This is a genomic window from Micromonospora sp. M61, assembly GCF_018070245.1.
Classification (GTDB): domain Bacteria; phylum Actinomycetota; class Actinomycetes; order Mycobacteriales; family Micromonosporaceae; genus Micromonospora; species Micromonospora zamorensis.
The window spans coordinates 17,986-38,405 of the sequence record NZ_JAGPYA010000017.1; the positions used below are offsets into that span (position 1 = coordinate 17,986).

Here is a 20,420-nt window from a genome sequence, read left to right on the forward strand (position 1 = left end):
TGCGCCGGGCGGGGTCGACGACCGCGACCCCGCTTCCCCTCAGGCCGCCAGGTCCAGCTCCCGGCCGGACGTCGGCACCGGCACGGAGACCGCCGGGGTCACCGTGGGCAGCACCGGACGCAGGCGGGTCCGCGCCACGCCGCCTGCCGGCAGCAGGTGTACGGCCGACTCGGCCGCCCGGGCCAGCAACCGCCGGTCGGCAGCACGGGCCGGGTGCAGCGCGGCGGCGATCGTCACCGACACCACGATGTCCCGCGCCGCGACCACCCTGGCCACCGAGCGCAGCAGGGTGTCCGCACCGAGGAAGGCCGTTGCCGTGGTGGTGGAGCCGATGGCCTCGCAGCGGTAGGCGAGCCGCAGCGGCACCACCGGGCTGCCCGCGTCGATGGCCGCCTGGAACATCGCCGGCCGAAAGCCGCCGCCCGGGCGGCAGTCGGCAGCGCCGTCACCAGCGCACCAGGTCGTACCCTCCGGAAACACCGCCACCGACCGGCCGGCGCGCAGCGTCTCGGCGACCCGGCCGACGCTCGTCGGCAGTGCCCGCGGCCGGGACCGGTCCACGAAGACCGTGCCCGCCGCCGCGGCCAGCAGCCCGACCACCGGCCAGGAGCGGATCTCCCGCTTCGCGACCATCCGGGTGGGCGCGACCGCCAGCACCGCGAGGATGTCCAGCCAGGAGACGTGGTTGGCGACCAGCAGCGCCCGCCGCCGGGGCAACCGACCCCGGATCACCAGCCGGACGCCGAACGCCCGCGTGGTCGCCCGGGCCCAGCCGCGTGCCGCCGCCTGCCGCTCCCGGGTCGGAAGCACGGGCAGCAGCAGCACCAGGCCGACCCCGGCGACCAGCATTCCGGTCGCGGCGACCAACCGCAGCACCCGGCGGGCCACCGGCACCGTGGGCACCTCGCCGGCCGCCGGCAGGCAGTCGTCGTCACAGCCCGAGGAGGGCCGCCACAGATCGTGCGCCCCGGTGGTCACCGCTGCTCCCCGCCCAGAAAGTGGCGCAGGTAGCGCGGGTTCATCCGGTCCAGGGAAAAGAGCACGTAGAAGTCCGCGCACCCGAAGTCGGGGTCGTACGCTGGCTCGCCGCAGATCCACGCGCCGAGCCGGAGGTAGCCCCGCAGCAGCGGTGGCACCACGACGCGCCCCGCCGGTCCGACAGCGGCCACCGGCGCGGCGGCGGCCGGGCCGGGAGCCGTGGCCGACTCGGCGAACCAGGGTCGCCGTGGGCGGACCCGCAACGGCGGCGGCGACAGGTGCCGGGCCTGGGCCTGGCTCCACACCTCGGCGACCGTGCGCCCACCGTCGCCCACCGGCACCGAGGCACAGCCACCGAGCCAGCGGGAGCCACGCAGGTGCAGGTACCGGGTGATGCCGGCCCACATCAGATTGATCACCGCGCCCGAGCGGTGGTCCGGGTGCACGCACGACCGACCCGCCTCGACGAGGTCGTCGCGGAGCGGGTCGAGCGCGGAGAGGTCGAACTCCTCCTCGGCGTACCGCTGGTCGGTGCGTCCGGGCGGTAGCAGCCGGTAGGTGCCGACCACCTCGCCGGTGCTGTCCTCGCGGACGATCAGGTGGTCGCAGTACGCGTCGAAGGGGTCCACGTCCAATCCGGCCTCGCCGGGAAGGAGGGTGGCGCCGAGTTCGGTGGCGAACACCTCGTGGCGCAGGCGTTGCGCGGCCGCGACCTGGGTGGGGTCGTCGGCGATCAGCAGGGTGTATCCGCTGGTCTTCAGGGATGTGCCAGCGGCATGCAGAACGGCCATGGGATCTGTGTAGGTGCCCGGGTTGCCATCCACGGGGACCACCGGTGTCGATCGGGTGAACGCCGGCAGGCGAGACCGCTGGCGGCACCCCGCGAAGACCGTGCGAGGCTGCCCGGGCAGGCCGGCGAAGGCGCCGGTACGCCCACCGGAGGTCGACGATGCGCATCGAGTCCCGCTACAACGGGCCCCCCGGTTCCGGCAACGGCGGCTGGAGCGCGGGAGTGTTCGCCACCGAGGCCGGCGGCAGCGATCCGGTCGAGGTGACGCTGCGCCGGCCACCACCGCTGGAGACCGAGTTGACGCTGGTCGACGGTGCGGTCCGTGACCCGTCCGGCGAGCTGGTGGCCGAGGTGCGCCCGGCCGGGGTCGTCGATGCCGTCGTACCCCCGGTGGACCTGGCCACGGCGGTGGCTGCGGCGGCCCACTTCCCCGGCCTGGTCGAGCATCCCTTCCCCGGCTGTTACGTCTGTGGGCCGCAGCGGGCGGACGGGTTGCGGATCTTTCCTGGCCGGCTGCCCGATGGGCGGACCGCGGCGCCGTTCCGGGCACCCGAGCAGGTCAGCGAGGCCACGGTCTGGGCGGCGCTGGACTGCCCCGGCGGTTGGGCGGTGCTCGCGCCCGGTCGCCCGTACCTGTTGGGCCGGATCGCCGCCGTGGTCACGGCGCTACCCGGACCGGGCGACGAGTGCGTGGTGACCGGGGCGTTGCTGCGCGTCGATGGGCGCAAGGCGCTCGTGCACACCAGTCTGTACGGCCCGGACGGGTCGTTGCTCGGCGCGGCACAGGCAACCTGGATCGCCCGCTGAAGCCGGGCCGTAGTCCGCAGGGATGAGTCGCCTCCACCCCGCGACGGAGGCGAACGTACCGACCGCGCCTGATTGACCTTGTTGCCACGGGCCGTCACGCTGTGCCACGGCGTACCTCGACGCCACACACGGGAGGAGAACGATGACTGACGGGCAGAGAAGCCCCACCAGCGACGGTCAGATCGTGGTGTCCGGTCTGACGAAGCAGTACAAGAGCGTCCGGGCGGTGAACAACCTGTCCTTCACCGTGGCGCCGGGGCGGGTGACCGGCTTCCTCGGCCCGAACGGCGCCGGCAAGACCACCACGCTGCGCATGCTGCTGAACCTGGTCACCCCCACCGCCGGCACGGCCACCATCAGCGGCCACCGGTACGCCGACCTCGCCGACCCGCTGCGGCACGTCGGCGCGGTGCTGGAGGCCTCCAGCGCGCACAAGGGCCGTACCGGCATCAACCACCTGCGGGTGATCTGCGCGGCGGCCGGGCTGCCGAAGCAGCGGGCCGACGAGGTGTTGGCCCTGGTCGGGCTGAGCCCGGCGGCGAAGCGCAAGTTCAAGGGTTACTCGCTGGGCATGAAGCAGCGGCTCGGCATCGCCGCGGCGATGCTCGGTGACCCCCGGGTGCTGATCCTGGACGAGCCGGCCAACGGGCTCGACCCGGAGGGCATCCGATGGATGCGCGGGTTCCTCAAGAACCTCGCCCACGAGGGCCGCACCGTGCTGGTCTCCAGCCACCTGCTGTCGGAGATGCAGCTCCTCGCCGACGACGTGGTGATCATCGCGGCCGGTCAGCTCGTCCGGCAGGGGCCGGTCGACCAGGTGCTCGGGTCGATGGCGCAGGGCGCCCTGGTCCGGGTCCGCACCCCGCAGGCCGAGGCGCTGACCGCCGCGCTGAAGGCGCAGTCGGCGACCGTCGACACCGACGAGCACGGCACCCTGCTGGTCGCCGGGGTCGACGCACCCACTGTCGGCCGGGCCGCGCTGGCCGCCGGGGTGGAACTGCACGAACTGTCCACCGAACGGCCCGACCTGGAACGGGTCTTCCTGGAGCTGACGGCCGGAAAGGCGGGCATCCGATGAACCTGGTCCGATCCGAGCTACTCAAGATCCGTACCACCAGCACCTGGTGGTGGCTGGCTCTCGGCGCGTTCCTCTCGATCGCACTGGCCTTCGCTGTCAACGCGTGGTTGGCGGTCACGGCGCTCGGCGGCGACGCCGAGGAGATCGGCGTCAGCGCCGAGCAGGCGACAGCGCCGGCGCAGGCGGCGAACCTCTACACCTCGGGCCAGTACCTCGGGCTGATGTTCGTGATGCTCATCGGCATCCTGATGGTCACCAACGAGTTCTTCCACCAGACCGCGACCACGACGTTCCTGACGACTCCCCGGCGAACGTCGGTCATCGTCAGCAAGCTCGTCGCCGCCAGCCTGCTCGGATTCATGTTCTGGCTGGCCACCACGCTGATCGACCTGGCCGCCGGCGCGATCTTCCTGTCCGCCAACGACTACGGCACTCAGCTCGGTGAGTGGCCGGTGCAGCGGGCACTGCTATTCAACCTGCTGGCCTACGCCATCTGGACGATCCTCGGTGTGGGCATCGGCACGCTGATCACCAACCAGCTCGGTGCGGTGATCACGGCGGCGGTGCTCTATCTGATCGGCACCCAGGTGGTGGGTCTGCTCTTCCTGCTCCTGTCGAACCTCCTCGACAGCGAGGCGGTTCTCAAGTGGCAGGTCGTCTGGCCCGCTGTGGCGTCCCAGGTCATGATCACTGAAGGCACCTCGGAGTTCACACCGTCCTGGTGGGTCGGTGCCCTCGTGCTGATCGGCTACGCGCTGGTCAGCGGAATTGCCGGAGTTCTGCTCACCCGGCGGCGCGACATCGCCTGATGGCGTCTGCGACCCCGGGGCGGCAACGACAGGCTGGCCGCTCCGGGGTCGGGCGTCACCCTCGGCGACCGGCCGCGCGAGGGCCGGGTGTTACCAGTTCGACACGGTGCGCGCAGGCGTTGCTGAACTTCTGGCATCTTCTGTGAAACCGGCCACGGGACCGAGGCGGAAATGCCTGCGGGATCGGTACGGCGTAGCCTGGGAGCCGTACCCTCCGTGCCCCTGACCGGGCGGGAGGAACACACCGCGTGCCACACAAACCCGCGTGAAAGAGGCGATTACCGGCCGTGTCGACCCAGCAGACTTCGCAGGAGAACCCACTAGCGGGTTTCGGCCCGAATGAGTGGATCGTCGAGGAGATGTACCAGCGTTACCTCGCCGACCCAACGAGCGTCGATTCGGCCTGGCACGACTTCTTCGCCGACTACCGTCCGGCGCCCGGAGCGGCCACCCCGCGCGGCGCCGAGTCGTCGAACAAGCCAGCCGCCGCTCCCGAGCCCGACGGCCAGCCGGAGGCTGCCGCCGAGGTCAACCAGCCGAGCGCCAAGGCGAAGCCGGCGACTGCCACGAAGCCGGCCGCCGCGCAGTCGGCACCGGCCAAGCCCGCCGCCGCTCCGGCCACGGCCAAGGCCGCATCGGAGAAGGCCGCGCCGGCCAAGCCGGCCGCCAAGGCCGCTGCGCCGGCCGCTGACGGTCCGCAGACCACGCCGCTGCGTGGCGTCGCTGCGAAGATCGTCCAGAACATGGACGCCTCGCTGAGCGTGCCCACCGCGACCAGCGTCCGCGCGGTCCCGGCCAAGCTGCTGGTCGACAACCGCATCGTGATCAACAACCACCTCGCCCGGGGGCGCGGTGGCAAGGTCAGCTTCACCCACCTGGTCGGTTACGCGCTGGTCCGGGCGCTCGTCCAGCACCCGGAGATGAACAACTCCTTCGCCGAGGCCAACGGCAAGCCCGCCGTGCTCCGGCCGGCGCACGTCAACCTCGGCATCGCGATCGACCTGGCCAAGCCGGACGGCAGCCGCAACCTGGTGGTCCCCTCCATCAAGGGCTGCGAGACGATGGACTTCCGGCAGTTCTGGCAGGCGTACGAGGACGTGGTCCGACGGGCGCGGCGCAACGAGCTGACCATGGAGGACTACTCCGGCACCACGATCTCGCTGACCAACCCGGGCGGCATCGGCACCGTGCACTCGATGCCGCGGCTGATGCAGGGCCAGAGCGCGATCATCGGCGTCGGCGCGATGGAATACCCGGCCCCCTACCAGGGCATGTCCGAGACCACCCTGGCCGAGCTGGCCGTCAGCAAGATCATCACGCTGACCAGCACGTACGACCACCGGATCATCCAGGGCGCGCAGTCCGGCGAGTTCCTCAAGGTGATGCACGAGCTGATCCTGGGTGAGCACGGTTTCTACGACCAGGTCTTCACCTCGCTGCGCATCCCGTACGAGCCGGTGCGCTGGGTGCGCGACGTCGCCGTCAACTCCGAGGGTCAGATCAACAAGACCGCCCGGGTGCACGAGCTGATCCACGCGTACCGGGTGCGCGGTCACCTGATGGCCGACACCGACCCGCTGGAATTCAAGATCCGCAAGCACCCCGACCTGGACGTCCTCCAGCACGGGCTCACCCTGTGGGACCTTGACCGCGAGTTCCCGGTCAACGGCTTCGCCGGCCGGCAGCGGATGAAGCTGCGCGAGATCCTCGGCGTGCTGCGCGACTCATACTGCCGCCGGGTCGGCATCGAGTACATGCACATCCAGGACCCGGAGGAGCGTCGCTGGGTCCAGGAGCGGATCGAGCGCAAGTACGAGAAGCCGGCCGCCGACGAGCAGAAGCACGTGCTCAACCGGCTGAACGCCGCCGAGGCGTTCGAGACCTTCCTGCAGACCAAGTACGTCGGCCAGAAGCGCTTCTCCCTGGAGGGCGGCGAGTCGCTCATCCCGCTGCTCGGTGAGGTGCTGGAGTCCTCGGCCGAGAACGGCCTGGACGAGGTCGTCATCGGCATGGCCCACCGGGGTCGGCTCAACGTGCTGGCGAACATCGTCGGCAAGCCGTACGAGAAGATCTTCTCGGAGTTCGAGGGCCACCTGGACCCGCGCTCGACGCAGGGCTCCGGCGACGTGAAATACCACCTGGGTCAGAACGGCAAGTTCACCACCCCCGACGGCGAGCACTCGGTCAAGGTGTCGGTGGTGGCCAACCCGTCGCACCTGGAGGCCGTGGACCCGGTGCTGGAGGGCATCGTCCGGGCCAAGCAGGACCGGATCGACCTCAAGCTCGAGGGTTACACAGTGCTGCCGCTGGCGGTGCACGGTGACGCCGCGTTCGCCGGGCAGGGCGTGGTCGCCGAGACGCTCAACCTGTCGCAGCTGCGCGGCTACCGCACCGGCGGCACGGTGCACGTGGTGGTCAACAACCAGGTCGGCTTCACCACCGCCCCGGAATACAGCCGGTCCAGCCTCTACAGCACCGACGTGGCCCGGATGATCCAGGCGCCGATCTTCCACGTCAACGGCGACGACCCGGAGGCCGTGGTCCGGGTGGCCCGGCTGGCCTTCGAATACCGGCAGACGTTCAACAAGGACGTCGTGATCGACATGGTCTGCTACCGGCGGCGCGGGCACAACGAGGGCGACGACCCGTCGATGTCCAACCCCCAGATGTACAAGATCATTGACTCGAAGCGCTCGGTCCGCAAGCTCTACACCGAGGAGCTGATCGGCCGCGGTGACATCACCGTGGAGGACGCGGAAGAGCTGCTGCGCGACTACCAGGCACAGCTGGAGAAGGTCTTCAAGGCCACCCGGGACGCCGCGGCGGCACCGCGCCAGCTCAACCGGCCGCGCCGCGAGGAGGAGCCGGAGCCGCAGGTCGACACCGCCACCGACGCGTCAGTGGTCAAGGCGGTCGGCGAGGCGCACATCAACCTGCCGGAGGGCTTCACCCCGCACAAGCGGATCCAGCAACTGCTGGACCGGCGGGCGAAGATGTCCGTCGAGGGCAACATCGACTGGGGCTTCGGCGAGATCATCGCGCTCGGTGCGCTGCTGCACGACGGGGTAACGGTCCGGCTGGCCGGCCAGGACTCGCGTCGCGGCACGTTCGTCCAGCGGCACGCTTCGGTGGTCGACTCCCGCACCGGCGAGGACTATCTGCCACTCAAGTCGCTCACCGGCGACGGCGAGCGCTCCCGGTTCTTCGTGCACGACTCGCTGCTCAGCGAGTACGCGGCGATGGGCTTCGAGTACGGCTACTCGGTGGAGAACATCAACGCGCTGGTCGCCTGGGAGGCCCAGTTCGGTGACTTCGTCAACGGTGCCCAGTCGGTGATCGACGAGTTCATCTCGTCCGGCGAGGTGAAGTGGGGCCAGCGCTCCGCCGTCACCCTGCTGCTGCCGCACGGCCACGAGGGCCAGGGCCCGGACCACACCTCCGGCCGGCCGGAGCGGTTCCTGCAGATGTGCGCCGAGGACAACATGCGGGTGTCCATCCCGACGACCCCGGCGAACTACTTCCACCTGCTGCGCCGCCAGGCACTGTCGCCCAAGCGCAAGCCGCTGGTGGTGTTCACGCCGAAGTCGCTGCTGCGGCACAAGCTCTGCGTCTCGTCGGTGGAGGACTTCACCACCGGCACCTTCCAGCCGGTGCTGCGCGACACGGCCGCCCCGGCACCGGAGGCGGTGAAGCGGGTGCTGCTCTGCTCGGGCAAGGTCTACTACGACCTGTTCCAGGCCCGGCAGGAGCGCGGCGTCACCGACACCGCGATCCTCCGGATCGAGCAGCTCTACCCGCTGCCGGTGGAGGAGATCCGGGCCGCCCTCGCGCAGTTCCCGAACGCGGAGGACTTCGCCTGGGTGCAGGAGGAGCCGGCCAACCAGGGTGCCTGGTCGTTCGTCGCGCTCAACCTGCTGGAGCACCTCACGGACGTCCGGCTGCGGCGGATCTCCCGCCCGGCCGCGGCCGCCCCGGCGGTCGGCTCGGCCAAGACCCACGAGGTCGAGCAGAACGCGCTGATCGAGGCGGCTCTCCCCCGCCCGTGACCTGACCGCACCGCGAGAGCCGGGGCAGGGCCGTTCACCACGGTCCTGCCCCGGCTCCGTCGGTCCACTTGACCACCCGCCCGGCCCTGCCGGGCCGAGTAAGAGGACGTACCCATGTACTTCACCGACCGTGGCATCGAGGAGCTGGTCGAGCGCCGGGGCGATGAGCAGGTGACCCTGGAGTGGCTGGGTGAACGCCTGCGCGACTTCGTCGACCTCAACCCCGACTTCGAGACGCCGATCGAGCGGTTCGCCACCTGGCTGGCACGGCTCGACGACATCGACGAGGACTGAGCCACCCGGTGCCGGGAAGCGCCGCCCGGCTGGGCATCTGACGGGCGGCTGACGGCTGGCCGCTGGCAACTGGCCGCTGGCCGGCGCCTGCCGGTCAGCCGGTACGGGAGGCGACGGGTTCCAGGCCGGTGCGTCGCAGTTTCTGCCAGCCCAGCCGGCCGCCGGTCAGCGCGGTGACCACGGCCTGGATCATCACCAGGTACATCAACTGCCGGTAGACGAACTGCTGGAGCGGCAACACCCACAGCACGCCCAGCTTCTCCCGGTCCAGCCGGAACGCCACCACCGCGGTGACCAGCTGCACGCCGAGCATGACCAGCCAGGCCACCGCCGTGGCGGTCCGGTCGAGGAAGAAGAGGCCGTACAGGGCCAGCAGGTCGATCACCGGCGCGAGCAGCGGCAACAGCACGCCGAAGAGGCTGAGGAAGAACAGGCAACGCCGGGTGAACCGGCCCGACGCACCCCTGTCGAACACGGAGCGGCGATGCTTCCACATCGCCTGCATGGTGCCGTAGCTCCACCGGTAGCGCTGTTTCCAGAGCTGGCCGATGCTCGTCGGCGCCTCGGTCCAGGCACGGGCCGTCTCCTCGTAGACGACCTTCCAGCCGGCCCGGCCGAGCGCCATGGTGACGTCGGTGTCCTCGGCCAGGGTGTCATCGGTCATTCCCCCGGCGTACCGCAGCGCCTGCCGCCGGAAGCCGCCGATCGCCCCGGGCACCGTCGGCATGCAGCGCAGCGTCTCGTAGAGGCGCCGGTCCAGGTTGAATCCGATCACGTACTCGATGTGCTGCCACTTGGCGATCAGACTGCGCCGGTTGCCGACCTTCACGTTGCCTGCCACCGCGCCCACCTGCGGGTCGGCGAAGGGCTGCACGAGCCGACGGACGGCGTCGGGTTCGAAGACGGTGTCCCCGTCGACCATGACGATCAGGTCGTGCCGGGCCAGCGCCACGCCGGTGTTCAACGCGCTGGGTTTGCCACCGTTGGGCTTGCGCACCACCCGGACATTGGGCAGGCGGAGGGCGTCGACGATGTCCGCGGTCCCGTCGGTGGAGCCGTCGTCGACGACGACCACCTCGATTCCGCCGGGATGGTCGCCGCCGGCGAGTGAACGGACCGCCGCGGCGATCCCCTCCTTCTCGTTGTACGCCGGGACGATCACCGACACCGGCGCGGTGACCGGCGGCCCCCACGTCCAGTCCCCGGCCCGACGGCGCCGGGCGTGTCGCCCGGCGAGCAGGAACAGCACGGCGGTACGCGCCAGCGTGAGCACCCCGACGAGCACGAAGAGGATCCCGAACACGCTCAGCACGTGGTCGGCGCCCCGTACCGCCCAGACCAGCATCCGGCCGCGCCAGCGGTCCCCCGCGGTGGCTGCGGCACCGGATTCCGCCCGGTGGTCGACACCGGCGGCGGCGAAGGCGAGGTTCAGTCCCTCGGTCGCGGTGACGAAGCGGTATCCCCTTTCCTTCATCATGGGGATGAAGCGGTCGAGGGCGGCGACGGTCTGTGCGCGGTCACCGCCGGCGTCGTGCCAGAGGGTGATCGCGCCCGAGGCACCGTCCGGGGTGGCGTTCTCGACGATCCTGTCGACGCCGGGCAGCGCCCAGTCCTGGCTGTCGGTGTCGTTGAGCACGGTCAGATACCCGAGGTCACCGGCGGCGATCAGCACCGGCCAGTCCTGGTTGTCGATCGCGTCGGCATGCGAGGAGTACGGAAACCGGACCAGTGAGGTGCGCACGCCGGTGACGGCGGCGAGGGCGAGCTGGGTCTGGGCGTACTCCAGGTCTCGCCGCCATCCGGACAGCTCGCTGAGGTCGGGGTGGGTGAACGTGTGCACGCCGAGCTCGTGGCTGCCCTCGACCAGGTTGCGGGCCATGTCGGGGTGCCGGGCGACCTGCGAACCCAGCACGAAGAACGTGCCCTTGACCTGGTGGGCGTCCAGGACGCGCAGAACCTCGGGGGTCCAGACCGGGTCGGGGCCGTCGTCGAAGGTGAGCGCGATGGTCCGTTCGGGCAGGCGGTAGGAGCGGACCTGCTCGCTGTTGGCGCTGATGATCGGCCCCCCGTTCACCACCGAGGTGGGGACCTCGCGTTGCCCCTGGTTGCTGTGCTGGTGGTCCGGGGTGAAGGAGGCGTTGGTGTACGCGTTGACCAGGAGCACGCCGGTCAGGACCGCCAGAAGCATGCCGAGCAGGACCCAGCGCGGTGGCGGTACGGCCCGGCGGCGGCGGGCCGTGATCGCCGGCTCAGCCATCCGCGGGGAGTCCGTCGGTGGGGGAACCGCCGGGCTCGATGTCGATGGTTTCCTCGGGCGGGGGCGGCGGGTCCTCGGTCGAGGGTGAGTCTGCGGGTGTCGGAGCCGCCGAGGTGGTCCGCCCTGGGCTGGGCGAGGTCGGCACGCCGGCGGGGTCACCGCTCGCCGGGCGGGTGGCGCTCGGTGACCGTGTGGGGGCAGGCGAACGGGGAGCCGGGGCGACGGTGGGTGCCACCGTGGCCGCCGACGTACGGGGGACGGCTGTCGAGGGCTCGGGGATGGCGGTGATCGCCTCGGCCTGCGGCGACTGGGGCCGTTCGGACTGCTCGACCTCGTCCAGGAAGGGGAGCACCGTGTGCGGCTCCACCATGCCGCCGGCGAAGCTGACGGCCACCAGCCCGGTATAGGTCAGGCCCAGCAGACCGACGACGTACGCGAGCCAGCGCAGGCGGGAGCGGCGTCGGCCGCTGGGGTCGACGAAGACCGGAGGCGGTTGGGGCACGGCGGCGATCAGCGCGGTGGGGCCGTCGGAGCGGTTGACCACCATGGTGGGCTCGTCGAGCGGTGCCGCCGGGCGGGCCCGGGAAACTCCGTCCATGCCTGCCGGCGTCAGCTTCCCGGTCGGCGTATCGTCGCTGCTCAAGCCCCGGGTGGTCATGGGGTGGGAGTCTAAGCGTGAATTTTTCTCAGCTCTGACGATGGCTCACTGAATGAGACGCCGACCGCACCGTCGGGCCGCGCCGGGTCACCGCCACCACCCTGCCGGCAGCCGGACGGGTCAGCGTCAGCCGCCAATGAAGGCGTTGATCAGCTTGTGGGGTGTGCCGTCGCCCAGCATGTCCTCAAGGTCAGGGCCCTCGGCGTTCGCCCCGACGCTACGCACGAACATTGCCTGCTCGTATTCGGCGAGCGCCGTCTCCACGTCGTCGGGGTGCGCGGCGATGGCCTCGCCCAGTTCTGCGCCGTCCAACAGGGCCAGGTTGGCACCTTCGCCGTTGGGGGCCGCCAGGTGTGCGGCGTCGCCGAGCAGGGTCACCCCGGGCGTCCGGTCCCACCGGTGCTCGGCGGGCAGGGTGAAGATGTGGCGCAGGACCGGTGGGGTCTCGCCGTCGGTGACCAGAGCGGTGAGCTCAGGCGCCCAGCCGTCGAACTCCTGCACGATCCGAGCGGTGGCGACGTCGGGGTCGGTGAAGTCGATGGTGGCGAACCAGTCCTGCGGCCTGGCGAGCATCACCCAGGTATGCAGGTTCCCGTCGCGCTCCCGGTGGGCCAGGATTCCCCTGCCCGGCTCCAGCACCATCATCGCTCCGCCGCCGACGGTTTCCGCGCTGGTCGGGTGCCGGGCATCCCCGTCGAACAGGTGGGTCTCGATGAACGAGAAGCCGGTGTATTCGGGTGTCGCGTCGGAGAGCAACGGTCGGACCCGGGACCAGGCGCCGTCCGCGCCGACCAGCACGTTCGTGACGACGGCAGTGCCGTCGGCGAAGGACACCTCGTGGCGGCCCTCGCCGAGGGTGCGGACGCCACTGACCTTGTGGCCCCAGCGGACGGTGCCGGCGGGAAGTGAGTCGAGCAGCATCTGCCGCAGTTCACCGCGCTGCACCTCGGGGCTGCCACCCGTGCCGTCGTCGGGCACGTCGAGCAGGAGGGTCCTGCGCCGGTCCAGGATCCGCATCGCCTGACGTCCCTCCAGGATGAGTTTGCGGAACTCCCCGGTCAGGCCCGCCATCTCCAGCGCCGGCTGGCCGTTGTAGTCGCGGATGTCCAGCAGGCCGCCCTGGGCGCGCGTCGCCGGGGACGTCTCCGCCTCGTAGACCGTGCACGGGACGCCGCGCACGTGCAGCACGCGGGCCAGCACCAGGCCGCCCAGACCTGCTCCGATGATCGTGACCGGTGTCGTCATGGTGGTCCTCCAGATCTGATGGGCGGCCCTTTTGGATCGCCGCTCCAAAACGACGTTAACACGCGATTGGAGCGGCGATCCAACGGGTGCGACACTAGGGGCATGGCAAAGAGAACGGCGAACGGATCCGCGCAGTCCCGGCGGCGCACGGACAGCCTGTCCAGGGAGCTGATCATCCAGACCGCGATCGAGATCCTGGACAGCGACGGCGAGAGCGCGCTGACGCTGCGTGCGCTCACCGTTCGCCTGAAGACCGGCTACGGCGCGATCTACCACCACGTCGCGGACAAGGGCGACCTGCTCGCGGCGGCCACCGATGACGTCATCACCCGCGTCCTGTCCGGCACGGCCACCGCCGCAGGCCCGCGCGACACCCTGCGCCTCCTCGCCCAGGGCCTGTTCGACGCGATCCACACCCACCCCTGGGTCGGTGCGGAACTCTCCCGGCAACCGTGGCGGCCCGCGCTACTGGACTTCTACGAGAGCATCGGCAGGCTGCTGGACGCGCTCGCCGTCCCCGAGGAGGCGCGCTTCGACGCGGCCGGGACGCTCGTGAACTACGTCCTCGGCGTCGCCGTGCAGAACGCCGCGAACGCCCGGCACCTCACTGGTAGCGACGCGGACCGGCAGGCGTTCCTCAACACCACCGCCGCGCAGTGGGCGCAACTGGACCCCGCCAGGTACCCGTTCGTGCACGCGACGGTGACGCAGCTACGCGAACATGACGACCGTGAGCAGTTCCTGGCCGGCATCGACATCTTCCTGGCCGGCATCGCAGCCCTGCGCCAGAAATGACCACCTGTCGGATCAGGCGGTGGACGGGGGCCATTGGGCCTGGGTGGCGGATCTCGCGATCTTCTAGGGTGGGTACGTGGCTCGCAGCGTGTATCTGACCAGCGTCGGTTCGGGCGGGGGCAAGTCGACCATCGCCCTCGGGCTGGCGGAGCTGTTGTCCCGACAGGTCGGGCGGATCGGCGTGTTCCGGCCGCTGGTCTCCGGCACCGGCCCCGACCCGATCCTTGCCCTGTTGCACGACCGCTACCGGGTCGACCTGCCCGAGGCCGACCTGACCGGCATGACATACGCCGAGGCGGCGGCGCTCGTCGCCGACGGGCGCCGGGAGGAGCTGATCTCCCGGGTCGTCGAGCGGTACCGGGCGGTCGAGCGGCAGTGCCCGGCGGTGGTCGTGGTGGGCAGCGACTTCGACGACCCGGGTGACCCGGCCCATCCCCGGGAGCTGGCCTTCAACGCCCGGCTGGCCACCGAGTTCGGCAGTGTGGTGGTGCCGGTGGTGGACGGTTTCGAGCAGGAGCCGGCGGCCGTCGCGGCGGCCATGCGGGGCGCGTACCACGATCTGGCCGACCTGGGAGCGACAGTGCTCGCGGTGATGGCCAACCGGGTGGCCGGGCCGATGACGCTGCCCGACCTGCCGGTCCCCGCGTACGCCATCCCGGAGGTGCCGACGGTGTCGGCGCCGACGGTGGCCGAGGTGGCGGCGGCGCTCGACGCCACCCTGCTGGCCGGGGACGACGCCGCGCTCAGCCGGGACGTGCTCGACTTCGTGGTCGGCGCGGCACACGTGCCGACCCTGCTGGACCACCTCACCGAGGGCGCCCTGGTGATCACCCCCGGGGACCGGGCCGACCTGCTCGTCGCCGCGAGCGCCGCGCACGTGGCCGGGCAGGTGTCGGTGGCCGGGCTGGTGCTCACGCTCGGCGAGCAGCCCGACCCCCGGGCCATGCGGCTGGTGGAGGGGCTGAACACCGGGCTCGCGGTGCTGTCCGTGCGCAGCGACAGCTACGACACGGTGGCCGCGTCCAGCCGGATCGAGGGCCGGCCCAGCGCGGCCAACCCGCGCAAGGTGGAGGCCGCGCTGGGCGCTTTCGAGCGCTGCGTGGACACCGACGACCTGGCCCGCCGGTTGCGGGTCAGCCGGTCGACCCGGGTCACCCCGCTGATGTTCGAGAACGAGCTGATCGACCGGGCCCGCTCGCAACGCCGGCACCTGGTGCTGCCGGAGGGCGCCGACGACCGGATCCTGCGCGCGGCGGAGATCCTGCTCCGCCGTGGGGTGGCCGAGCTGACGCTGCTGGGCCGACCGGACGACATCACCCGGCGCACCCGCGAGCTGGGCATCGACCTCGGCGACGCGAACGTGGTCGACCCGGTCACCAGCGACTGGCGGGACGACTTCGCTGCCGAGTACGCGCGGCTGCGCGCCCATCGGGGCATGACCGCCGAGCTGGCGCACGACATCGTGGCCCAGCCCAACTACTTCGGAACCCTGATGGTGGCGACCGGACGAGCCGACGGCATGGTCTCCGGCGCCACGCACACCACCGCCGCGACCATCCGACCGGCGTTCGAGATCATCCGTACCGTGCCGGAGGTCTCGGTCGCATCCAGCGTCTTCTTCATGCTGCTGGCGGACCGGGTGCTGGTCTATGGAGACTGCGCGGTCAACCGCGACCCGGACGCCGCCCAGCTCGCCGACATCGCGATCTCGTCGGCCGACACCGCCGCCCGGTTCGGCATCGAACCCCGGGTGGCCATGCTGTCGTACTCCACCGGCAGCTCCGGTGCCGGCGCGGACGTGGAGAAGGTCGCCGCGGCCACCGCGCTGGTCCGCGAACGCCGGCCCGACCTGCTGGTCGAGGGGCCAATCCAGTACGACGCGGCGATCGACCCGGCGGTGGCGGCCACGAAGCTGCCGGGAAGCCCGGTCGCCGGGCACGCCACAGTCTTCATCTTCCCGGACCTGAACACGGGCAACAACACCTACAAGGCGGTGCAGCGCTCGGCCGGGGCGGTCGCCGTCGGCCCGGTAATGCAGGGCCTGCGGCGGCCGGTCAACGACCTGTCCCGCGGCGCCATGGTGCCGGACATCGTCAACACCGTGGCGATCACCGCCATCCAGGCGGCCACCGAGGAGGCGTCGTGAGTCGGGTGCTGGTGCTCAACTGTGGGTCGTCGTCGGTGAAGTGGCGCCGCTACGACGGTGAGCAGGTGCTCGACCACGGCACCGTCGAGCGGGTCGGTGAGCCCGGTGGCGGCCCGGCGGACCACGCCAGTGCCGTCCGGCAGATCCTGGACGGGCTGGACCTGACCGGCCTGACGGCAGTCGGGCACCGGGTGGTGCACGGCGGCCGGAAGTTCAGCGCACCGGTGCTGGTCGACGACGCGGTCCTGGCCGCCATCAAGGACCTGGTGCCGCTCGCCCCGCTGCACAACCCGGCCAACCTGGCCGGCATCGAGGTGGCCCGCGCGGCGCTGCCGGACATCCCGCAGGTCGCCGTCTTCGACACCGCGTTCCACCACACCCTGCCGGAGGCCGCCGCGACGTACGCGATCGACCGCGAGGTCGCCGAGCGGTACGGCATCCGCCGGTACGGCTTCCACGGCACCTCGCACGCGTACGTGTCCCGCCGCACCGCGCAACTGCTGGGCCGCCCGTACGAGCAGCTCAACACGATCACCCTGCACCTGGGCAACGGGGCGAGCGCCTGCGCGGTGGCGAACGGTCGCAGCGTCGCCACCTCGATGGGCATGTCCCCGTTGCAGGGGCTGGTGATGGGCACCCGCAGCGGTGACCTCGACCCCACGGTGATCTTCCACCTGCGCCGGGAGGGCGGGCTGTCGGTCGACGAGATCGACGACCTGCTCAACCACCGCAGCGGTCTGCTCGGGTTGACCGGCGTGAACGACATGCGCGAGGTACTCCAGCGCCGGGCGGCCGGTGACCGGGCGGCGGAGCTGGCCTTCGACGTGTACTGCCGGCGCATCACCGGCTACGTCGGGGCGTACTACGCGCTGCTCGGCCACGTCGACGCGATCACCTTCACCGCCGGGGTCGGCGAACACGCGGCGCCGGTCCGGGCTGCCGCGCTGGCCGGCCTGGACCGGCTCGGCATCGCCGTCGACGATGTCCGCAACGGCGGCGAGGGCGACCGGGTGATCTCACCCGACGGCGCCGAGGTGAGTGTCTGTGTCATCCGCACCGACGAGGAACGGGAGATCGCCCGGCAGACCCGGGACGTGGTCGCGCGGGGCTGACGACGCGTCAGCGGCGGGCGTTGCGCCGACGCCGGGCACTGACGGTACGGCGGACCCGGTCCCGGCCAGGCCCACGTCTGGCCCGCGTCGGGCCGGAAGCCCGGTCCGGCAGGGTGGCCGACCAGACCATGCTCCCACCGATCACGGCGAAGGCCAGACCGAAGGGGATGCCGCCCCAGGCGTTGAGGACGAAGACCGAATCATCGGTGTTGCCGTTCTCGGCGAGGAACTCCTCGGGGTGCACCGGGTCGACCCACACCCGCAGCACCGCCGGCGGTTCCTCCATGCAGCCGCCGGCCGAGCCACAGAGGATCCGCTCGGAGTACCGGACACCCTCGTAGTCGTATCCGACCTGGATGGTGTCGGTGCCGCCGCCACGTCCGGTGGTGTCCCGGCGGTCGCTCACGTCAGCCAGAACCGGCACGCCCTCGGCCCGTAACCGCTCAGCCTTGGTGTGCAGGTGCCACTTGTAACCGGCGACGCTTGTCGCGTACGCGAGGCTGGTGAGCAGGAGCAGGACGCCCATGACGGCCGGACCGCGGCGGATGCTCCGGAGCCTGGTCAGCAGGGACGCCGACGGGTCGTCCGCCGGCCGTTGGCTGGGCGCGTCGGCCCGGTCCGGCACCCTCAGCTCGTCGCGAGCCAGGCGACGAGGGCGACCAGCACGACCACGACGACCGCCGCGCCGATGATCAGCGGCAGGCGGGACGGCGACTCCGCTGGCGCGGCGGCCTCCGGCGTCTGGCTGAACGCGCGGAACGCCTCGGTGTTGCCACTGGGGTCGGTGTAGTTCTCAGGCATGCCGGTGACCCTAGCGAAGCCGGTCCAGACGCACCGCCCCCGCCCGCACCGCCCGCTCGGGTCGACCCGCCCGGCGGAGCGGACCCGACCGGGTGGCGGGCACAGCCGGGCCGGTCGGCGGGGTCGTTGCGCACACTCGGGCACCTACCGTGGAACCATGGGGGCGCGACGGCTGGTCGCCGTACTGGTGACGGCACTGCTGGCTGGTTGCGCGCCGGCCACCGCCACGATCGACGAGGCCACCGGGCCGGTGTCGGCGCGTCGGGCGCCCGAGGGGTCGTACGCCGTCGGCGTGCGTACGCTCACCCTCGATCCGCGCTCGGCGCGCCCACTGCCGGTGACGATCTGGTTCCCGGCATCGGCGGACAGGGTGGCGGCCGGGCGGTTCCCGGTGGTGGTCTACAGCCACGGGCTGGGCAGCCGCCCCGATCTGCACGCCGGCCTGACCACCCGCTGGGCGGCGGCGGGGTTCGTGGTGGCCGCTCCCGCGTACCCGCACACCCGGCAGGGCGCCGCCCACTTCACCCGGGCCGACGTCCGCAACCAGCCGGCCGACGCGTGGCGGCTGATCCGGCACCTCGGGCGGCTCGACCGCAACCGCGAGGATCCGCTCGCCGGTCACCTGGACCTGACGTCGATCGGCGCCGCAGGGCACTCGGCGGGCGGTTTCACCACCTCCGGCATGTTCAGCGAGGGGCACCCGGCCCGGTTACGCGCCGGGATCGTGATCGCCGGGGGCGGGTTGCCCGGCAGCTTCGCGGGGCCGGTCGCGCCGGTGCTCTTCGTGCACGGCACAGCCGACGCCGTGGTGCCGCTGACGGTCGGACGGGCGGCCTACGGGCGTACCCCCGGCCCGGCCGCGTTCCTCAGCCTGCTCGGCCAGGACCACGGCGCGTACCTCACGCCGGGCCATCCGGGTTTCGCCCCGGTCCTCGCCACCACCACCGACTTCCTGCGCTGGACGCTGTACGGCGACAAGGCGGCGGGAGCCCGTCTCCCGGCCGACGCCCGCACTCCCCTGACCCGCTACGAGTTCCGTCCCGCCCACTGATGCCCGGGCGCGTCACTCCTGACGGTTCTGGTCGAGCAGATCCTCGTACACCCCGACCTTGAAGGTGATCAGATCCAGGCACTGGGCGAGCCGGCCGAGCTGGTCGGTGACGCGCCCGTGGTGCTCGCGCAGGAGCGCGAGTCGTTCCTCCTCGTTGCCCTCGCCCTCGCGAACAAGGTCGGCGTAGCGGCGGAGCGCGGGCAGCGGCATGCCGGAGGCGCGGAGGATGATGCAGATGCTCAGCCAGTCGACGTCGTCCTGGCTGTAGACGCGACGCCCGGCGGGCCCACGGCGTACGGGGCTGACGAAGACACCCTGCTGCTCGTAGAAGCGGAGCGCGTGCACGCTCAAGCCGGTGCGTTCGGCGACCTGCCCGATGCTCAGACTCGCGGTGACCTCAGCCATGCCGAGCAGGGTAGCGAGGGTTGACCTAGAGCCGACTCTAGCTCCTACGGTCCAGGTGATCACCACTGAGAGACACCTAGGAGCATCGGCATGCGCTATCGCACCCTCGGCGGCACCGGCATCGAGGTGAGCACCCACTGCCTCGGGACCATGATGTTCGGTGCCGTCGGAAACCCCGACCACGACGACTGCGTCCGCATCGTCCACTCCGCCCTCGACCAGGGCATCAACGTCGTCGACACCGCCGACATGTACGGCCGCGGCGAGTCCGAACAGATCGTGGGCAAGGCGCTGCGCGGGCGCCGCGACGACGTCGTGCTCGCCACCAAGGTGCACTTCCCGATGGGCGAGGGCCCCAACCAGGGTGGCAACTCGCGGCGCTGGATCCTCAAGGCGGTCGAGGGGAGCCTCCGGCGCTTGGACACCGACTGGATCGACCTCTACCAGGTGCACCGTCCCGACCCCTCGACCGACATCGAGGAGACACTCTCGGTGCTCACCGACCTCGTCCGCGAGGGCAAGATCCGCGCCTTCGGCTGCTCGACGTTTCCCGCCGAGGAGATCGTCGAGGCACACCAGGTCTCCGAGCGCCGCGGCCTCGGACGCCTGCGCACCGAGCAGCCGCCATACTCGATCCTGGCTCGCGGCGTCGAAGCCTCGACCCTGCCGGTCTGCCGGCGCTACGGCATGGGGGTGCTGGTCTGGAGCCCGCTCGCCTTCGGGTTTCTCAGCGGGAAGTACCGCAGGGACCAGCCCGTCGACCTGTCGGCCGGGCGTGCCGCCCTGCGGCCGGCGCAGTTCGATCCCACGATCGCCGAGAACGCCGCCAAGCTCGACGCCGTCGAGCAGCTCGTCGACCTCGCGGCCAGCATCGGCTGCACGCTTCCACAGCTCGCCATCGCCTTCACCGTGGCCCATCCGGCCGTCACCTCGGCGATCATCGGACCGCGGACCATGCCGCAACTGGAGGACCTGCTCAAGGGCGCCGCGCTCACCCTGGACGACGCGACCCTCGACCGGATCGACGAGATAGTGCCGCCCGGCACCAACCTGTACAACCCGAACGCCGCCTTCCGGCAGCGTGCCCTGACCGACACGGCGCTGCGGCGACGCCCCCTCGCCGACCGTGCTGCGGCCTGAGTGAGCCT

Annotated in this window: 18 protein-coding genes; 10 read left to right on the forward strand and 8 right to left on the reverse strand. The window is 71.4% G+C overall.

The window, feature by feature from the left end; genetic code table 11:
- Nucleotides 1-39: 39 nt before the first annotated feature.
- Together KBX34_RS12235 and KBX34_RS12240 are read right to left on the reverse strand one after the other, a co-directional pair.
- Nucleotides 40-978, reverse strand: coding sequence for a 1-acyl-sn-glycerol-3-phosphate acyltransferase (locus tag KBX34_RS12235; protein ID WP_210925048.1), 939 nt, complete (start codon nucleotides 976-978; stop codon nucleotides 40-42).
- Nucleotides 975-1,769, reverse strand: coding sequence for a GNAT family N-acetyltransferase (locus KBX34_RS12240; protein WP_210794410.1), 795 nt, complete (start codon nucleotides 1,767-1,769; stop codon nucleotides 975-977). Before KBX34_RS12240 ends, KBX34_RS12235 begins: the two co-directional genes overlap by 4 nt.
- 158 nt (nucleotides 1,770-1,927) lie before the next feature.
- Here KBX34_RS12240 and KBX34_RS12245 point away from each other — a divergent pair, with 158 nt between their 5' ends.
- The 5 genes from KBX34_RS12245 (at nucleotide 1,928) to KBX34_RS12265 (ending at nucleotide 8,802) form a co-directional block, all read left to right on the forward strand.
- The gene (locus tag KBX34_RS12245) at nucleotides 1,928-2,575 is read left to right on the forward strand and encodes a hypothetical protein (RefSeq protein WP_210794411.1); all 648 of its coding nucleotides are present in this window, start codon (nucleotides 1,928-1,930) and stop codon (nucleotides 2,573-2,575) included.
- 142 nt (nucleotides 2,576-2,717) lie between these two features.
- Entirely contained in the window at nucleotides 2,718-3,653 is a 936-nt protein-coding gene (locus KBX34_RS12250; protein ID WP_210794420.1) for an ABC transporter ATP-binding protein, read from the forward strand.
- Nucleotides 3,650-4,462 (forward strand): ABC transporter permease, encoded by an 813-nt coding sequence (locus KBX34_RS12255; protein ID WP_099848316.1) that lies wholly within the window; start codon nucleotides 3,650-3,652, stop codon nucleotides 4,460-4,462. Before KBX34_RS12250 ends, KBX34_RS12255 begins: the two co-directional genes overlap by 4 nt.
- 287 nt (nucleotides 4,463-4,749) lie before the next feature.
- A complete protein-coding gene (locus tag KBX34_RS12260) occupies nucleotides 4,750-8,508 on the forward strand; it encodes a multifunctional oxoglutarate decarboxylase/oxoglutarate dehydrogenase thiamine pyrophosphate-binding subunit/dihydrolipoyllysine-residue succinyltransferase subunit (RefSeq protein ID WP_210794422.1) in 3,759 nt (1,252 codons plus the stop codon).
- A 114-nt stretch (nucleotides 8,509-8,622) separates the two neighbouring features.
- On the forward strand, nucleotides 8,623-8,802 hold the full coding sequence (locus KBX34_RS12265; protein WP_088949992.1) for a DUF6104 family protein: 180 nt from the start codon (nucleotides 8,623-8,625) through the stop codon (nucleotides 8,800-8,802).
- A gap of 94 nt (nucleotides 8,803-8,896) precedes the next feature.
- Here KBX34_RS12265 and KBX34_RS12270 read toward each other — a convergent pair whose 3' ends face one another.
- The 3 genes from KBX34_RS12270 to KBX34_RS12280 form a co-directional block, all read right to left on the reverse strand.
- On the reverse strand, nucleotides 8,897-11,059 hold the full coding sequence (locus KBX34_RS12270; protein WP_210794424.1) for a bifunctional polysaccharide deacetylase/glycosyltransferase family 2 protein: 2,163 nt from the start codon (nucleotides 11,057-11,059) through the stop codon (nucleotides 8,897-8,899).
- On the reverse strand, nucleotides 11,052-11,717 hold the full coding sequence (locus KBX34_RS12275; RefSeq protein WP_210794426.1) for a hypothetical protein: 666 nt from the start codon (nucleotides 11,715-11,717) through the stop codon (nucleotides 11,052-11,054). Before KBX34_RS12275 ends, KBX34_RS12270 begins: the two co-directional genes overlap by 8 nt.
- Nucleotides 11,718-11,843: 126 nt before the next feature.
- Nucleotides 11,844-12,962: an NAD(P)/FAD-dependent oxidoreductase gene (locus tag KBX34_RS12280; protein ID WP_210794428.1), complete on the reverse strand. Its 1,119-nt coding sequence runs from the start codon at nucleotides 12,960-12,962 to the stop codon at nucleotides 11,844-11,846.
- 102 nt (nucleotides 12,963-13,064) lie between these two features.
- Between KBX34_RS12280 and KBX34_RS12285 the strand changes: the two genes are divergently transcribed.
- From KBX34_RS12285 to KBX34_RS12295, 3 genes are all read left to right on the forward strand, one after another.
- The gene (locus KBX34_RS12285; RefSeq protein ID WP_099848328.1) at nucleotides 13,065-13,757 is read left to right on the forward strand and encodes a TetR/AcrR family transcriptional regulator; all 693 of its coding nucleotides are present in this window, start codon (nucleotides 13,065-13,067) and stop codon (nucleotides 13,755-13,757) included.
- A gap of 76 nt (nucleotides 13,758-13,833) precedes the next feature.
- Nucleotides 13,834-15,903 carry a phosphate acetyltransferase gene (pta, locus tag KBX34_RS12290; protein WP_088949997.1) on the forward strand — a complete coding sequence of 690 codons (2,070 nt, stop codon included), beginning with the start codon at nucleotides 13,834-13,836 and terminating at the stop codon, nucleotides 15,901-15,903.
- The gene (locus KBX34_RS12295) at nucleotides 15,900-17,015 is read left to right on the forward strand and encodes an acetate/propionate family kinase (protein WP_099848331.1); all 1,116 of its coding nucleotides are present in this window, start codon (nucleotides 15,900-15,902) and stop codon (nucleotides 17,013-17,015) included. Before pta ends, KBX34_RS12295 begins: the two co-directional genes overlap by 4 nt.
- 7 nt (nucleotides 17,016-17,022) lie before the next feature.
- On the opposite strand, the gene KBX34_RS12300 is transcribed toward KBX34_RS12295, so the two are convergent.
- On the reverse strand, nucleotides 17,023-17,640 hold the full coding sequence (locus KBX34_RS12300; protein ID WP_210925050.1) for a hypothetical protein: 618 nt from the start codon (nucleotides 17,638-17,640) through the stop codon (nucleotides 17,023-17,025).
- A gap of 2 nt (nucleotides 17,641-17,642) precedes the next feature.
- Nucleotides 17,643-17,816, reverse strand: a complete 174-nt coding sequence (locus tag KBX34_RS12305; RefSeq protein ID WP_179780819.1) for a hypothetical protein — start codon at nucleotides 17,814-17,816, stop codon at nucleotides 17,643-17,645.
- Nucleotides 17,817-17,973: 157 nt separating this feature from the next.
- Between KBX34_RS12305 and KBX34_RS12310 the strand changes: the two genes are divergently transcribed.
- Entirely contained in the window at nucleotides 17,974-18,867 is an 894-nt protein-coding gene (locus KBX34_RS12310; RefSeq protein WP_210925052.1) for an alpha/beta hydrolase, read from the forward strand.
- Between the two features lie 12 nt (nucleotides 18,868-18,879).
- Here the strand turns inward: KBX34_RS12310 and KBX34_RS12315 are convergent, their stop codons facing one another.
- Nucleotides 18,880-19,272 (reverse strand): MerR family transcriptional regulator, encoded by a 393-nt coding sequence (locus tag KBX34_RS12315; protein WP_088950001.1) that lies wholly within the window; start codon nucleotides 19,270-19,272, stop codon nucleotides 18,880-18,882.
- A 90-nt stretch (nucleotides 19,273-19,362) separates the two neighbouring features.
- On the opposite strand from KBX34_RS12315, the gene KBX34_RS12320 reads away from it, so the two are divergent.
- The gene (locus KBX34_RS12320; protein WP_210925054.1) at nucleotides 19,363-20,412 is read left to right on the forward strand and encodes an aldo/keto reductase; all 1,050 of its coding nucleotides are present in this window, start codon (nucleotides 19,363-19,365) and stop codon (nucleotides 20,410-20,412) included.
- Nucleotides 20,413-20,420 lie beyond the last annotated feature (8 nt).

What these genes read in the sequence shown, in the direction of transcription:
- KBX34_RS12240 (WP_210794410.1), bottom strand. Translation starts at nt 1,769, where the DNA reads ATGGCCGTTCTGCATGCCGCTGGCACATCCCTGAAGACCAGCGGATAC.
- KBX34_RS12245 (WP_210794411.1), top strand. Translation starts at nt 1,928, where the DNA reads ATGCGCATCGAGTCCCGCTACAACGGGCCCCCCGGTTCCGGCAACGGC.
- KBX34_RS12250 (WP_210794420.1), top strand. Translation starts at nt 2,718, where the DNA reads ATGACTGACGGGCAGAGAAGCCCCACCAGCGACGGTCAGATCGTGGTG.
- KBX34_RS12255 (WP_099848316.1), top strand. Translation starts at nt 3,650, where the DNA reads ATGAACCTGGTCCGATCCGAGCTACTCAAGATCCGTACCACCAGCACC.
- KBX34_RS12265 (WP_088949992.1), top strand. Translation starts at nt 8,623, where the DNA reads ATGTACTTCACCGACCGTGGCATCGAGGAGCTGGTCGAGCGCCGGGGC.
- KBX34_RS12270 (WP_210794424.1), bottom strand. Translation starts at nt 11,059, where the DNA reads ATGGCTGAGCCGGCGATCACGGCCCGCCGCCGCCGGGCCGTACCGCCA.
- KBX34_RS12275 (WP_210794426.1), bottom strand. Translation starts at nt 11,717, where the DNA reads ATGACCACCCGGGGCTTGAGCAGCGACGATACGCCGACCGGGAAGCTG.
- KBX34_RS12280 (WP_210794428.1), bottom strand. Translation starts at nt 12,962, where the DNA reads ATGACGACACCGGTCACGATCATCGGAGCAGGTCTGGGCGGCCTGGTG.
- KBX34_RS12285 (WP_099848328.1), top strand. Translation starts at nt 13,065, where the DNA reads ATGGCAAAGAGAACGGCGAACGGATCCGCGCAGTCCCGGCGGCGCACG.
- KBX34_RS12305 (WP_179780819.1), bottom strand. Translation starts at nt 17,816, where the DNA reads ATGCCTGAGAACTACACCGACCCCAGTGGCAACACCGAGGCGTTCCGC.
- KBX34_RS12310 (WP_210925052.1), top strand. Translation starts at nt 17,974, where the DNA reads ATGGGGGCGCGACGGCTGGTCGCCGTACTGGTGACGGCACTGCTGGCT.
- KBX34_RS12315 (WP_088950001.1), bottom strand. Translation starts at nt 19,272, where the DNA reads ATGGCTGAGGTCACCGCGAGTCTGAGCATCGGGCAGGTCGCCGAACGC.
- KBX34_RS12320 (WP_210925054.1), top strand. Translation starts at nt 19,363, where the DNA reads ATGCGCTATCGCACCCTCGGCGGCACCGGCATCGAGGTGAGCACCCAC.